The following is a 13,518-nucleotide window of genomic DNA, read 5'->3' as shown; positions in this document are numbered from 1 at the left end:
GACTATAGACTATAGGTTATACCTGAGTACGCTTTCTTATGTAAAGCAAAATTAGTAACCCGGCCCCTAAAACACCAATCAGAATAGGTATTATCATTAATAATTTTTGCTGCTCAAGATCAGGGTTAGCTAAAACTTGCTCTCCATACTCATCGATTATTATTTGGATTATTTCTTCATTAGTATTGCCTTGCTCCATTAAATTTACAATCTGCTGCTTAAGCTTGATCGCAAATTCTGTATTAGAACCTTCAATAGTTTGCCCTGCACAAGTTAAGCACTTAAACTGCTGGTAAAGATAATATTCTCTTTGCTTATCTTGTTCATAATCAGCATAAAGGTTATTTATTATCAATAATAGGCAGAATATACTTTTTAATAACATACTCATTGATTACTCCGGTTACAAAAAAACGAATTTGATGATTTTCATCTACTAATAACGTGGTAGGCAACGCAAAAATTTCAAGCTCTTTAGAAAACCATCCGGTTTTATCAATTAAAACTTTATCATAATCTTTTTTACTGTTATTAAACTCAAGATATAAGTTAATATTATACTCGCTATCATGCCAAGGCATTGCGTAAATTGGTATATTATACTGCTCTTTTAATTTTAATAAAACTTTTGCCTGCTTGTTGCATAGATTACACCAGGAAGCAATAAAATTAATAATATAAAATTTAGAATTTATCTCTTTTAATGCAAAGCTATGTTGTTGATTTAGCTCAGTAAATTGATAATCTTGCTCGAGTTGCAAACCAATTTGTTTACGATTAATCTCACCTTTAAACTCTGGTTGGTAAGTATTATTAATAATAATTATTGCCACAGCGAACATTAGGAAGCTAAGTAAAACTTTTAACCTTGCTTTTTTCATTTAAGTATAAATTTAAAATTTCTTGTAATTATATCTGCTTCTTAATTTATTACTATAAAAAAAATAAATCTATCAATGAGATAAGCTTATTTTTAAAAATATAATAATATAGAGTTTAAATGATATTAACAATTAATTGGCAATAGAATAATTTATTAAACAGAGCAACAAAAAGAGGGACAGCTACACAAGCCAGCCCTTCTAAAACCTTCAATTATAACTATTAGTAGTAGTTACCTTTTTGGTTTAATTATAAAGTCGAAATATCTTTCTTTATGAGGTTCATCTTCTAAAGTAAAGTGCCACCATTTTTTATTATAACCTCTAAAGCCCGCTTCTTCCATTTCATATTTAAGCAAGTCACGGTTATTTTGTTGGTAGCTTTCAATTAATGGACTAAATTGATATGATGCTACATCAAAAAAGTTAAATGAAGTACCCATATCCACTGTGCCATCATCTAAATAAGGAATTTTATACCCATCATTAAGATAACGCGCTTCTATTACAATTGGTTTAATATTACCCCCAATTTTAATTAAAGTTACATCTACGGAACTACCACGAATATGTGAAGACTTAGAGGATAAATACCCAAATTCAACTGCTTTTGATTTATCAATACGAGGGTAATATAAATTCTTATTTTGCTGGTTAACTAAGTCTTGAGACCAATCAATAAAATCATTAACCGCTCTTATCGGCCTATAACCATCATAAACTACCAAACCATATCCCAATTGATTAACTTTAGATTGAACATATTTCAACCTTTCAGCAGTTTTTTTAGTAATAATAATTTCACAAGCTTCATAACCTTTAATCGGCCTTCCAACAAAATTCTCCTCCTTACAATATTTAACAGACTGGATAATAGTAGGATCAACTTCATTTAAATATACAAAGCCTTCATGCATGGGGTTATCAGCAAGTACCGCAATTACTAATAGACCAATCGCTAAAGCTCCAAATTGAACAAACATAGTAATCTCCTTATATTAACGGTTAATATCAACCAGCCATGGTTAACATCGTTTATATTACGTTATCGTAAATAAAGTCTAAATAACAACGTTAAATTTAATGAAAATTAACTTAATTGCTCCAATTAATATAATTAACCCACCCAACCATAGTAGGCTAATCAACGGCTTATTATAAATTCTAACATGTAAATATTGTTCATCTTTTAGTTCGCTAATTGATATATAAATATCTTCTTTTAAACTATGATATACATCACTATCGCTAGTTATTGATCCCTCAACTGGATAAAGCCGTGACTCAGGATAAATATAAATAATCTTATAATCATCTATACTTACTTTAAATTTTGCAACCCTACAAAAATAATTTGGCCCCGCTTCATGTTTAATCTGCTCTAATATAAATGTTTTATTATGAATTTTAATTTCATCACCAATTTTAATATAATCTTCATAAGCAGTTTCATAATTAACCGAAATAATCGCTCCTAATAACAATACTCCAAAACCTAAATGAGCCAGCAAGAACGGCAACTTGGTTTTATTTAAAATAAGAAAGTACAACGATGAGCAGACTAAATAGCTACTTGAAAAAATTCCCATTACTACTGCAAAAGATACCTGACCATACAAATGAATAATTAAAAAAGCCACTAAGCTTGCAATCATTATGGATAACATATTTTTACTAATAATTGCTTTCATCTTACTCACCCTCCAACTTAAAGAATGACTAAGACCACAAGCCAGCATCACAACAATAAAAATTGAACCAAGAGTATTATTAAAATAGCTATTACCGACAGTAATACTTTGTCCAGTTACAAGATTAAGCCCTATTGGATAAAGGGTAGCAAAAACAATGATAATAAAAGCAATCACCATCAATAAATTATTAATCAGTATGCTCATTTCTCTAGAAAGCAGTTTAAAGTTAAATTCTATGTGCGGCTGCTGGATATCTCTCTTTAACTGAGCTTTAAATAATACATAAAGTGAAAAAATAACTATTATAATTAAAAAACATAAAATACCCACTCCCTTAGTAGGATCTGCTGCAAAACTATGTACGGAAGTTACCACTCCAGATCTAACTAAAAACGAACCTAGAATTGAGGCAATAAACGCCAACATGGAAAGAAAATGGACCCAATATTGCAGAATATTTTTATTAATCGCTAAAATAACCGTATGAAGCAGAGCTGTTGCAATAAACCAAGGCATTAGCGAAACATTTTCTACCGGATCCCAAAACCAAAATCCTCCCCAGCCTAGTTCGCGGTAAGCCCACCAACTTCCCAAAATAATTCCTAAAGTTAAAAAACTCCAGGCTACAAGGACAAAATTTCTTAATAACCTAAATACTGTCGGGCTATGATTATTATTCCGTAGCGCATAAATACTAACACAAAAACTCAGTACAAATCCCATATAGCCACAATACAGAATAGGTGGGTGAATCATCAGCCCAACATCCTGTAGTAGCGGATTCAAACCAAGCCCATTGCTAGCTTGATGTAAATTTAACTCAAAAGGATTATTAAGAAAAATGATATAGCTAACTATAAAAAGATTGATAATAGCATTAACGCTACTTACTTTTTGCTTACAAGCTGCATCAACCAAAGTATATTTATTAAACACCCATAAATAAATATTGATCACCAAAGTCATTAACAGCAGTGAACCCTCGTGATTTCCCCAAGCACCTCCTATTTTATACAACAATGGCTTTAAGGTATGAGAATGTAAATAAACTAAAAGTACTGAAAAATCTGAAACAATAAACGCATATATCAAGTTAATAACAGTTATGACTGACAAAAAAAGTAAGCTCGACACAAGCTTTTGATGCAGCTCAAATTTTTGCTTAAAGCTTGCCATTATAATTGCTGAATTATTAAGCAATATCAGATAGAGTAAACATTGCCCAAATATTGCAATCATGGTGCTTTCTCACCTGTATTACGATACAACCCCTGCTCTTTTAAACTATCAGCAACTTCTTTAGGCATATATTTTTCATCATGTTTAGCTAGCAGCTCACTTGCCACAAATTTATTACCGGTTAATTTTCCTTTAGCCACAACACCTTGATTCTCCCTAAATAAATTTGGTAGCATGCCATTATACTCTATTAGCAAATCTTGTTTGTTATCAGTAATCACAAATCTATGGAGGGTAGTATTATTTATATTTTTATTTACCGTACCTTCTCGCACCAAACCGCCAACGCGAATAGTTTTTCCAGCCACTTCTTGTAGTGAAATTTGCGCAGGTGAAAAAAAGAACACAATATTGTTATTAAATTGACTAAATATTAAATACAAACCAACAATAGATGATAAAATACTAATAGAAATAAAAATAATTCTATTATATTTAGGCTTAAGTTTTTTTCTGCTCATTTTATTGAATAACAGCTTTAATCTTTTTTAACCTGTACCATACCAGGCCTGTATATAAGCTTAAAGGAATGAAAAACACCAAATATGCAGATAATATATAATGAAAATAGCTTTGCATGATTAATAAATTTACTTTTAAGTTGAGAAATAGCTAAACTATTGATAACATATAAAAACATATTACTTATATCAAATAATTTATTTAAATTATGAAAGCATATCAAATTTCTACGCCAGGTGCTGCCACCGAGCTCAAATTAGTTGAAACCAAGCTTCCACCAATGGGGGAAAATGGCATTTTAGTTAAAAATTTATTATTCACAATTAATCATTGTGATATTTTAAAAAGAAAAGGAATTCATAAAACTAAATTACCCGCTATATTAGGTTATGAAGCCATTGGTGAAATACAAAAGGTGGGTTCCCAAGTTAAAGGGCAAGGTTTTGAACCTGGCGGCCTAGTAGTCTACTGCACTGCACCAGGCGGAGGATATGCCGAATATAATGTGGTACATCAAGATCAGTGTATTACTGTTGAAACAGGTGATATAGAAATGTTAGCATCCTGTTTTTCCAAGGCTATTACCGCACACTACTTGCTGAGAAGAACTATTAAAACCAGGCCAGGTCAATATATATTAGTACATGGTGCTGCCGGGGGTTTAGGCCATATTCTCATACAAGTAGCGAAATTTTATCAGCTTAATGTAATAGCTACGGTGTTAAATGATACCCAAGCAGCATTTGTAAAATCTTTAGGCTGCAAGCATATTATAAATAACTCCACTCAAGATTTTGTACAAGAATGCCTTAAACTTACTGATAATATTGGCGTTGATATTGTATATGACCTACTTGGCGGAGAATATTTAAATAAATCCATGAAATGTTTGAATTACTTTGGATTACTCGCCTCTTGCGGAGATATATTAGGCAGGCCACTTAAGCTAAATTTAACCTTAGCTGATGAAAAATGCTTATTTCTTACTCGTCCACGGTTGGAGGTTTATAAAGCTCCCCGCTTGGAATTAATTCTTAGTGCTAATGAAGTTTTTACTATGCTTGATAAAAAAGTGATTAAGCCCGGAGCAATCCGATATGAATTCAACCAAGTTCCAGAAGTACATCAGTTAATGGAAAATTTTGAAACTTTAGGTTCACAATTTGTAAGAATTTAAAATCTCAAGTTCTGGATGATAAATAATTAGCACTTTAAATAACTCACCCATTTGGCTTTTTGAAACCAACCTTTCATATTGCCTGGTGAGCATTTCTTTTAAGTGGGGATTTTTCTTCTTAAGCTCTTCAAACCTTGCTTGTACACCTAAAGTTTTTAAAAAAGCTTCCTGGGTAGTGATATGATATTTGGCATTGATAATATTTTTGCTAAGCTCTACAAAATCCACATGAGTGGTAATATCTGCTTCACCAGGATACTGAAAATTATCTACGAATTTATGCTTTTTAAGAGATTGCAAGGTTGAAACAAACTTTCCCTTTCTTTCAACAAAACCATAATCAATAATAATCGCAATACCTTTATTCTCTATAACCAGCCCATCAATATGTTTGGCTATTTCCCCTGCGTTATGGTTCAATTCAATAATTGCACCATTTGGAGCAGTACAGTAATTTTGGTTAAAATACTCAGAGTTACCAGAGATAATAGGTAAGTGAGTTATTTTTATTTGATCATTTTCAAGCATTAAAATTTGCTCGTGCCAGTTACCATTAATCTTAATAAAAGCCTTAACCGGCAGCGCATCAAAAAATTCATTGGCAACTAGCATTACATATTGATTTTGAACCTTAAAATCACTGATATTATCAAACCATTGCAGTGTAGGTAAGCTATATGGCTTTAAATTTTCTGCCTGGGTAAGTCTTAGGCTTAGACTATTTTCTACCAGCCAAAAATTAGTAACATTAGCAAGATTGCTAAACCGCCCCCAGCTTCGTAAAATATCGCTTAGCAAAGTGCCGTTTCCGGGACCTAGTTCAATATAATTAATATTATTAGTTATTTGATTACAAGCTAGAGTATTTAACAAGAATAGACCTATTAATTCACCAAACACTTGTGAAGTAGTTGGCGCGGTAATAAAGTCTCCACTCTTCCCAAACGGCTGCTTTGTTGAATAATAACCATATATGGGATCATAAAGGCATAACGACATATATTCATCAATAGTAATAAAACCTTGTTGAATAATTTTCTGCTTGATGAAATCTAATAATTTAAACAAATTTAGTAGCCCGCTTAATCAAGATAATGCCAAACAAAATCATTGGGATCGAAAGGATTTGCCCCATAGTAAGGCTCCCAAACAACAAACCCAACTGAAAATCAGGCTCTCTAAAATTTTCTACCAGCAATCTAAACACACCATAACCCAGCAGAAATACTCCTGAAAGCCTGCCAGCATATTGACTGATATTAGTTTTAAAATATAGCAGGTTAAGCACTGCAAAAAGCACTACCCCTTCAAAAAATGCTTCATACAGTTGGCTAGGATGGCGCGGTATATTACCCCCGTATTGAAATACCACACCCCAACTTCTATCGGTTACTCTGCCAAAAAGTTCGCCGTTAATAAAATTAGCTATTCTACCTAAAAATAAGCCTATTGGTGTTACCATACTTAAATGATCCGTAATATTTAAAAAATTATATTTAAATTTTTTGGCAAACAGATAAATAGCTGCAATTACCCCCCCCAGGCCACCATGGAATGACATACCTCCTTTCCATATATAAAATAATTCTAAAGATAGAAATTTCTCAGGCTGATAAAAGCAAATATAACCCATCCTTCCGCCTATAATCACTCCAAAAATGATATAAACAAGCAGAGTATCCAATTCTTTAGGTGTAATTTTAAAATTATGGTTATACACTCGCTTAATTAGTTCAATCCCAATTAGCATTCCTAGCGCATAAGCTAAACCGTAATATTTTATTTCTAAGGGACCAAAGGCAAATAAAACTGGGTTGATATTATGAAAAAAAATTGTTGTCATGGCTACTATGGTTAGTTATATTAAAATATAAGATAAGTATTAATTTTCAAATTAGATAAATGTCAAACAATAAATTTTTTGAAGAATTTCAAAGATTAGGTGCTAGCGCCTTCAACACCTTTGTAGGTTCAGCTAAGCACTTTGAAGAAATGCTTAAAAACATGGTGGAAAGCTTCTTGCTAAAAATGGATTTAGTAAAAAAAGATGATTTAATGGCCACACAAGAAATGATAAAGCTGGCATTAGAAAAGATTGCCAACTTAGAACAACAAATTATCAAACTTCAAGAAGGTGAACATACTTCTGCCACGAGCGAAGAAAGCATCAAAAAGAAATCACCCAAATCATCTAAAAAATAAATTTAATAGAAGTAGTTGATTATTTAGCAATTATGGCTATTAATTAATTTACTATTTTTATAATTAAAATTTTCATATCAAATAATGCACAAAGCTAGATTTAATCATATCAGAACCCTGATAATATGGTTGGTTCCCACCATATTTTTTGCCTATCAGTTTATGATTCGTAATACTCCAGGGCTGTTAGTGGATGAATTAACTAGCCAGTTCCACATTAATGCGCTGCAATTTGCCTTATTCTCATCTTTATTCTACGCTTCTTATTCGCTTATGCAAATTCCTATTGGTATTTTACTGGATAAGTATAATCCCAGATTTGTACTTTCAGCCGTAATGGCCCTGTATAGTATAGGGGCAATTGTTTTTGCAAGTACCGATAATTTTTATATTGCGTTAATTGCACGTATTTTAATGGGTATTGGTTCGGTTATTGGCTTTTTAGGTAGCGCTAAAATGGCTAGTCTTTATTTTCCGCCTAAGCAATATAGCTTTCTTATTTCTTTAACCTTTACTGCCGGATTTTTAGGAGCAATGTATGGGGGCAAGCCAATTGCCTTATTAATCACTCAGTATTCTTGGCAATATATTTATTATACTTTTGCAGCTTTTGGCCTATTATTGTCAATCGTACCTCTATTGATGTTAACCGATAAACAAGAGAAATTTGAAGATAATTTACCTAGTATTACTTTTAAAGATCTAGGTCTTTATTTTAAAAAGTATAAAACCGTAGTATTTGTTGCAATTTGCGGCGGATTAATGATGGGACCTACTGAAGGATTTGCAGATGCCTGGGGAGTAAAATACTTAACTACAATATTTCATCTTAGCAAGTCAGATGCCTCTTTTGCAGTATCGATGGTTTATTTAGGGTTATGCATTGGAGGTCCATTAATGGTTTTTATTTCAGAAAAGCTTAATTGTGATATTATCACTGTGCTTTTTTGTGGTTTTATTATGACCATTTCTTTATCCATTTTACTTTCTATTGATCATTTAAGCTATGCTCAAATTATCGCTTGCTGCTTTGTTACCGGCCTTGGATGCGGTTCTCAGGTAGTAATTTTTACTATTAATAGCAAGCTTGTTACTAATGAGTTCGCAGCAATAACAGCCGCAATTACTAATTCGATTGTAATGTCATCAGGATTCTTCATTCACTTAATTATTGGTTTTGTCATTGATTTAGTAAACCAAGGATCCATTGCAAACAATTTAAGAATTTACACCAAAGATGAATTAAAATATTCTTTATCTGCCATTCCAATTTTAATGATTATTGGTAGTATTTTAATTATGCTAGCATATACAAGGCTAAGCAATATTGACAGAAATGAGCAAACTTAAATCCTTTGATTTTGTAAAAGAATTTATTAAAAACCTTCCTAGCACTCCTGGTGTTTATCGGATGATAAGCGACGAAAATAAAGTATTATATGTAGGAAAGGCCAAGAATTTAAAAGCCAGAGTTAGTAATTACGCCACCCCAGCTCGTTTAAACAACCGCATTATTCGGATGATTGAGCAGATAGTTGATATTCAAGTTATTATTACTAAATCAGAAGCTGAAGCCTTGCTGCTTGAGGCTAGTCTTATTAAAACCTTAAAACCGCGTTATAATATTTTATTACGTGATGATAAAAGCTTCCCTTATATTCATATTAGAACTGATCATGAATTTCCACAAATTACTAAATATCGAGGCAAAAAACAGAATGATGGATTTTATTATGGTCCATTTGCATCAGCACGAGATGTTAACAACTCTATTAATGAAATTCAAAAAATCTTTTTACTAAGACCTTGCTCAGATAGCTTTCTAGCTTCACGTAAAAGACCTTGCCTGGAATATCAAATCAAGCGTTGTTCAGCTCCTTGTGTAAATAATATCAGCTCATCAGAATATGCTGATTTAGTTGCATCTGCTAATAGTTTTTTACAGGGCAAAAGTAAAAATCTACTAGATGATTTGAAACATAAGATGCACATAGCCAGCATTGAAACCAAATATGAGCAAGCCGCGTGGTATCGCGATCGAATTAAAGCATTAGAAAAAGTAATAGCCCGGCATCATGTTAATTTATCTGGCAGCAGTGATGTAGATGTGATCGCATTATATCGCGATGAAGGCTTAGTATGTATTCAAATATTCTTCTTTCGTGGTGGACAAAATTATGGCAATCGCAGCTATTTCCCAGCACATACCGAAGATACAGAAAACAGTGAAATATTAAATGCCTTTATAGGCTTATTTTACCAAGATCGCATAGCTCCTACTGAAATTTGGCTGAACCAAGAAGCAGAAGAAGCAGGCGAGCTAGAGAATTTGTTAGGGCAAATAGCAGGATATAAAGTTAAAATTTCAGTCCCAAAACGCGGGGAGAAAAAGCAAATAGTCGAGCTAGCTTTAAATAATGCTCATAATAGTTTAGCACAAAAACTTAAAGAAACTGCCAAATTTGCTAAATTATTTGCTCAAGTGGCCGAAATATTCAAGTTAGATCAAGAAACAAACCACTTGTATCACTCAAAATTAAAAGAGGAATCTTTAGAAGAAACGAAGATAAGCACCAGAGAATACTTAAATGTATTTGATAATGAGCATATTCACCCTCCAACAACAAACTTACCACCTAGAAAGGATTACACAGGCCAGATTTTCCGCATTGAAGTATTTGATAATAGCCATATTAGCGGTACTAATGCCGTAGGCGCGATGATAGTTGTTGGTCAAGATGGTTTTAATAAAAATGAATATAAAAAATTTAATATTAAAACCGTAATGGATAAAGGCGGTGATGATTACGCCATGCTTTATGAAGTACTAAATAGGCGCCTAACCCGGCTGATTAAAAACCATCCCGAATATGAAGCAGGCACCTGGCCAGATTTTTGGCTAATTGATGGGGGCAAAGGCCAACAAACTATAGTTGAAAAAGTTTTTCACGAACTCGGGATAAGAATACCTTATGCTTGTATTGCAAAAGGAGAGGATCGCAATAGTGGACGGGAAACATTTTTTACCCCTCACCTTGCTCCCTTTAGCTTAGATCGTAACGACTCAGTAATGAAATATTTACAAATCATTAGAGATGAAGCACATCGTTTTGCTATTACTTCGCATCGTAATTTACGCTCCAGTAAAATTAAAATTTCTATGCTTGATCAAATTGATGGAATTGGCCCTAAACGTAAACAAGCTTTATTTAAAGAGTTTGGCAGTATTGAGGGAGTATTAGAGGCAGATACAGAGGCAGTTAGCAAAGTATTAAAACTAAATATCCAAACAAGCACCGAAATAATTCATAATATTAAAAACCTGCTAGAAAGTAAGAAAACACCTAGCGAGTAAATTTATAAATTGCTAAATTATGGTATGATGTTATCTTATTAGTGAATCCAATAATTAACCATAAAATGCTGAGAGACTTACCAAATATCCTAACTATATCACGCATAGTTGCTATACCTATTTTGATTTTATGCTTTTATGCAGCAGGGAGTGATGCACTGTGGTATCAAGCCACCGCTTTTATCTTTCTTGGATGCTGTATTACTGATTTTTTCGATGGTTATTTAGCTCGTGCTTTATCATTACAATCAAAACTCGGGCAAATTCTTGATCCCATCGCCGATAAATTGTTGGTAGGCTCCATTATTGTAATATTAATTGATAAAGATAAAATGGGTGTAGTTCCAGGACTCGCAATAATTGGCAGAGAAATATTAGTATCAGGACTTAGAGAATTCTTGGCAGAGCTTAGAATTAGCGTACCGGTCACCAACTTAGCTAAAATCAAAACTGCCACCCAAATGGCAGCACTATTTATTCTATTGTTAGGAAAAGAAGGCTCAGGCACAGAATTTTTTCCAATAATAGGCGCGCTTATGAGCTGGCTTGCTGCGGTGCTGACTGTTATCACCGGTTATGCTTACGTAAAAGCTGGCATTCAGCACCTAAAAGATTAAATTTTTATTACATATAACCATGCCTGTATTCTATAAATTTTATTTTTTAACAAACTTCTTTACAAATATTGTTAGTTAAATATCTTAAATTCTTTATTATATTCAAATGGTTGAAGTATGAGTACAATTTCTAGCCTTTATAGCGCTGCAGCAAGCTCTATTCCACTTAATGAATTAGAATCTTTGCTTTTAAAACTCTACCTCATGCCACCAGCATATTTGGGCAAACCATCTTATTGGAATATAAACGAAAATGCTTGCTATTTATATTTACAAACTTTTCTGTATGATACAAAAGCTCCTCAAACATCATTAAACAAAAAACAAGAAAAAATTAATAACCTCGCTACCGCCTGTGCCTCATGGCTGCAAAAATTGTCCCTACCTGGTAAAGTATTAATTCAACCCTTACCAGTAGATGAATTAACTCATAATATAGATTATCAAATTTTTATTTCGCTTGAACGAGAAAAATATGATTCACTACTAGCACCAATTATAGGCACAAAATTTAGTGCTGAAGAAGCATTAGCTCAACTTCAGCTAAAATTATCCCAAGCTCAAACCCAATCAAGAGCATCTTGGACAACTCAAGTAGGAATACCTTCATCTTCTCAATCCAGCGCAGTTTCTAACACTCAAAATAATAATACTAAGAGTATTATGCATAAAATATAGCCGTGTCCTTAGAAACAATATAGCTCTCAGAATAAATTTCATATAAGCACAAAGATGTAATAGAAAAAAATTTGTACTAAAACTCTTTTTAGCTAATTACCAAAAAAATTTATGTGATCATATAACCACATTAAGTTCATTATATTAACTTTAAATTTTTATCAATATACTAATAAATTTACTCATCCTACTTAATGTAAATATTCTTAATATTTATAAACAATTAGAAGAGTTATATATGCCAAAAATATCCGCTCCCATCTTAACAGATGAACAACAATTGATTCGCTCACAAGCTTTATTAGAAAAATATTTTGATAAAGCCTTTAATCCAAATCTCAAAAAATCCTGCTGGTTCGAAACATCTAACTATTGCTTCTTAAATCTATATTATCAGAATATTACTAATTTAAAGGCTGAAGAAGACTTATATATATTAAAAACCAAAGCTAAAGAAGTGGCAAAAAATTATCACTCATTACTGAGAGAACTTGGACTTATTGGAGTAATTCAAACTGAAACCACGCATGATGAATTGCAAGAACATACAGCAATAATTATATATCTAAAACTTAAAAAAAGTATATATGATAGCATGATTAAGCCTATTACTAATGCCCATTTAAGCATTGAAGAATCCCTAGCTCAGCTTAAATTAAAATTATCCCAAGCTCAAACTCAATCCAGCCAAGCTTGTAAGCTTATAAATACACCATCTTCGCAAGTAGCAACGCTGTTTACACAAAAAAATAGCAATGAACAGGATATACATAAAAGATAATTTTAGCATGAATATTAGGTAAGTAGCAACGACTAGCAGCTCTACTTAATGTTACTAGTTAGCGATATGTGAGCTTTAACGCAACTATCTAAAAGAAGGCCATTTTTATTCTACCACTTGGCAAGGGAAGAGCAAATCATAAAAACTTTTTCTAATGGATAAGCATTTTCTGAAATAACTCGCTGTAGCGCTAGCTATTTATTATTTGCTATAATTGCAATCTTATCATGAACCTAATTTAAACTTATATATAATAAATTATGGGCATTGCATTTATCAGATGACAAGAGTTGATACTGAATAAAGCTCAATAGCTCATAAAGACAAGGCCGCCAGCCCAGATTTCTACCGTCTTACTCTACCACCCCTAACCCCCTCGGAAAATTCCAAAAGAAGCTTAAACTTAACATACATTATATTTTGATTCTTTTT

14 protein-coding genes are annotated in these 13,518 nt (G+C 32.6%); 7 read left to right on the top strand and 7 right to left on the bottom strand.

Features of this window, described 5'->3' with window-relative positions:
- Positions 1–16 precede the first annotated feature (16 nt).
- From EF513_RS05775 to ccmE, 5 genes are all read right to left on the bottom strand, one after another.
- Entirely contained in the window at positions 17–355 is a 339-nt protein-coding gene (locus tag EF513_RS05775; protein WP_164503844.1) for a cytochrome c-type biogenesis protein, read from the bottom strand.
- Positions 342–881, bottom strand: coding sequence for a TlpA family protein disulfide reductase (locus EF513_RS05770; RefSeq protein WP_125216455.1), 540 nt, complete (start codon positions 879–881; stop codon positions 342–344). The genes EF513_RS05775 and EF513_RS05770 overlap by 14 nt, the downstream gene beginning before the upstream one ends.
- A 233-nt stretch (positions 882–1,114) precedes the next feature.
- Positions 1,115–1,864 (bottom strand): M15 family metallopeptidase, encoded by a 750-nt coding sequence (locus EF513_RS05765; RefSeq protein WP_125216454.1) that lies wholly within the window; start codon positions 1,862–1,864, stop codon positions 1,115–1,117.
- 78 nt (positions 1,865–1,942) lie between these two features.
- Positions 1,943–3,814 carry a heme lyase CcmF/NrfE family subunit gene (locus EF513_RS05760; RefSeq protein WP_125216453.1) on the bottom strand — a complete coding sequence of 624 codons (1,872 nt, stop codon included), beginning with the start codon at positions 3,812–3,814 and terminating at the stop codon, positions 1,943–1,945.
- Positions 3,811–4,275, bottom strand: a complete 465-nt coding sequence (ccmE, locus tag EF513_RS05755) for a cytochrome c maturation protein CcmE (protein WP_125216452.1) — start codon at positions 4,273–4,275, stop codon at positions 3,811–3,813. Before ccmE ends, EF513_RS05760 begins: the two co-directional genes overlap by 4 nt.
- A gap of 209 nt (positions 4,276–4,484) precedes the next feature.
- Between ccmE and EF513_RS05750 the strand changes: the two genes are divergently transcribed.
- Positions 4,485–5,453, top strand: coding sequence for a zinc-binding dehydrogenase (locus EF513_RS05750; RefSeq protein ID WP_125216451.1), 969 nt, complete (start codon positions 4,485–4,487; stop codon positions 5,451–5,453).
- Here the strand turns inward: EF513_RS05750 and EF513_RS05745 are convergent.
- Complete coding sequence (locus EF513_RS05745) at positions 5,433–6,521, bottom strand: class I SAM-dependent methyltransferase (RefSeq protein WP_125216450.1); 1,089 nt, start codon at positions 6,519–6,521, stop codon at positions 5,433–5,435. The two genes, EF513_RS05750 and EF513_RS05745, sit on opposite strands and share 21 nt — an antisense overlap.
- Positions 6,514–7,287: a prolipoprotein diacylglyceryl transferase gene (gene lgt, locus EF513_RS05740; RefSeq protein WP_125216860.1), complete on the bottom strand. Its 774-nt coding sequence runs from the start codon at positions 7,285–7,287 to the stop codon at positions 6,514–6,516. Before lgt ends, EF513_RS05745 begins: the two co-directional genes overlap by 8 nt.
- A gap of 68 nt (positions 7,288–7,355) precedes the next feature.
- Between lgt and EF513_RS05735 the strand changes: the two genes are divergently transcribed.
- The 6 genes from EF513_RS05735 to EF513_RS05710 all read left to right on the top strand — a co-directional run bounded on the left by EF513_RS05735 (position 7,356) and on the right by EF513_RS05710 (position 13,086).
- Positions 7,356–7,655, top strand: a complete 300-nt coding sequence (locus EF513_RS05735; protein WP_125216449.1) for an accessory factor UbiK family protein — start codon at positions 7,356–7,358, stop codon at positions 7,653–7,655.
- A gap of 84 nt (positions 7,656–7,739) precedes the next feature.
- Positions 7,740–9,005 (top strand): MFS transporter, encoded by a 1,266-nt coding sequence (locus EF513_RS05730; protein ID WP_125216448.1) that lies wholly within the window; start codon positions 7,740–7,742, stop codon positions 9,003–9,005.
- The gene (gene uvrC / locus EF513_RS05725) at positions 8,992–11,010 is read left to right on the top strand and encodes an excinuclease ABC subunit UvrC (RefSeq protein ID WP_125216447.1); all 2,019 of its coding nucleotides are present in this window, start codon (positions 8,992–8,994) and stop codon (positions 11,008–11,010) included. The genes EF513_RS05730 and uvrC overlap by 14 nt, the downstream gene beginning before the upstream one ends.
- 65 nt (positions 11,011–11,075) lie before the next feature.
- Entirely contained in the window at positions 11,076–11,627 is a 552-nt protein-coding gene (gene pgsA, locus EF513_RS05720; RefSeq protein ID WP_125216859.1) for a CDP-diacylglycerol--glycerol-3-phosphate 3-phosphatidyltransferase, read from the top strand.
- A gap of 117 nt (positions 11,628–11,744) precedes the next feature.
- Positions 11,745–12,305: a hypothetical protein gene (locus EF513_RS05715; RefSeq protein ID WP_125216446.1), complete on the top strand. Its 561-nt coding sequence runs from the start codon at positions 11,745–11,747 to the stop codon at positions 12,303–12,305.
- Positions 12,306–12,543: 238 nt separating this feature from the next.
- Complete coding sequence (locus tag EF513_RS05710) at positions 12,544–13,086, top strand: hypothetical protein (protein ID WP_125216445.1); 543 nt, start codon at positions 12,544–12,546, stop codon at positions 13,084–13,086.
- Positions 13,087–13,518: the final 432 nt, after the last annotated feature.

The organism is Rickettsiales endosymbiont of Stachyamoeba lipophora (assembly GCF_003932735.1).
GTDB lineage: Bacteria > Pseudomonadota > Alphaproteobacteria > Rickettsiales > 33-17 > RICK01.
This window is presented reverse-complemented; position numbering and strand designations above follow the sequence as displayed.

Excerpts from the sequence above, each read along its gene's own strand:
- EF513_RS05770 (WP_125216455.1), bottom strand. The coding sequence starts at position 881 with ATGAAAAAAGCAAGGTTAAAAGTTTTACTTAGCTTCCTAATGTTCGCT.
- EF513_RS05765 (WP_125216454.1), bottom strand. The coding sequence starts at position 1,864 with ATGTTTGTTCAATTTGGAGCTTTAGCGATTGGTCTATTAGTAATTGCG.
- EF513_RS05760 (WP_125216453.1), bottom strand. The coding sequence starts at position 3,814 with ATGATTGCAATATTTGGGCAATGTTTACTCTATCTGATATTGCTTAAT.
- ccmE (WP_125216452.1), bottom strand. The coding sequence starts at position 4,275 with ATGAGCAGAAAAAAACTTAAGCCTAAATATAATAGAATTATTTTTATT.
- EF513_RS05750 (WP_125216451.1), top strand. The coding sequence starts at position 4,485 with ATGAAAGCATATCAAATTTCTACGCCAGGTGCTGCCACCGAGCTCAAA.
- EF513_RS05735 (WP_125216449.1), top strand. The coding sequence starts at position 7,356 with ATGTCAAACAATAAATTTTTTGAAGAATTTCAAAGATTAGGTGCTAGC.
- EF513_RS05730 (WP_125216448.1), top strand. The coding sequence starts at position 7,740 with ATGCACAAAGCTAGATTTAATCATATCAGAACCCTGATAATATGGTTG.
- uvrC (WP_125216447.1), top strand. The coding sequence starts at position 8,992 with ATGAGCAAACTTAAATCCTTTGATTTTGTAAAAGAATTTATTAAAAAC.
- pgsA (WP_125216859.1), top strand. The coding sequence starts at position 11,076 with ATGCTGAGAGACTTACCAAATATCCTAACTATATCACGCATAGTTGCT.
- EF513_RS05715 (WP_125216446.1), top strand. The coding sequence starts at position 11,745 with ATGAGTACAATTTCTAGCCTTTATAGCGCTGCAGCAAGCTCTATTCCA.
- EF513_RS05710 (WP_125216445.1), top strand. The coding sequence starts at position 12,544 with ATGCCAAAAATATCCGCTCCCATCTTAACAGATGAACAACAATTGATT.